The sequence below is a fragment of the Synechococcus sp. R55.2 genome (genome assembly GCF_047462075.1).
In the GTDB taxonomy this organism is placed as follows: domain Bacteria; phylum Cyanobacteriota; class Cyanobacteriia; order Thermostichales; family Thermostichaceae; genus Thermostichus.
This window is the reverse complement of the sequence record NZ_JANSIH010000239.1, coordinates 1-694: the sequence shown is the minus strand read 5'-3', so window position 1 is coordinate 694 and position 694 is coordinate 1. Positions and strand designations below refer to the sequence as shown.

The following is a 694-nucleotide window of genomic DNA, read 5'->3' as shown; positions in this document are numbered from 1 at the left end:
AGGTGGTATCGGCGCTAATCGTGACCATCCGGCAGAGTTTTTCTACGATAACCTCATGATGGGAGTTCAGTTGCTGCACGAGAGTTGGCAGGTCGGTGTGAAAAAATTTGTCACGATCGGCACAGTTTGTGCTTATCCTAAGCATACACCGGTACCGTTCAAAGAAGACGATCTCTGGAACGGCTACCCGGAGGAGACAAATGCACCTTACGGACTGGCTAAAAAGATGCTGCTCGTGCAAGGCGAAGCGTATCGCCAACAGTACGGCTTTAATTCGATCTTTCTGCTGCCGGTGAATCTCTATGGCCCGCGTGACAACTTCGATCTGGAAACCTCGCACGTGATTCCAGCACTGATTCGGAAGTGCATCGAGGCTACCGAGCGTGGCGACGATGAGATTATCGTCTGGGGTGATGGTTCCCCAACCCGCGAGTTTATTTACGCCGCTGATGCCGCCGAAGGCATTCTGCTGGCAACCGAACGCTACAACGATCCTGATCCGGTGAATATTGGTAGCAGCTTCGAGATTAGCATTCGCGATCTGGTCATGCTTATCGCCGATCTGACGGGATTTCGCGGTCGGATTGTGTGGGATACAACCAAGCCAAACGGTCAGCCACGACGCAAGTTAGACGTGAGCCGAGCGTGGAAGCGGTTTGGTTTCCGGGCCGAGACAACCTTTAGCGAGGGTCTA

The 694-nt window shown here is 53.2% G+C and carries 1 protein-coding gene; it reads left to right on the top strand.

Annotated features, from left to right (window positions below):
- A partial coding sequence (locus NW838_RS08135) for a GDP-L-fucose synthase family protein (protein WP_414427833.1) occupies positions 1–694 on the top strand: 694 nt, incomplete at both ends.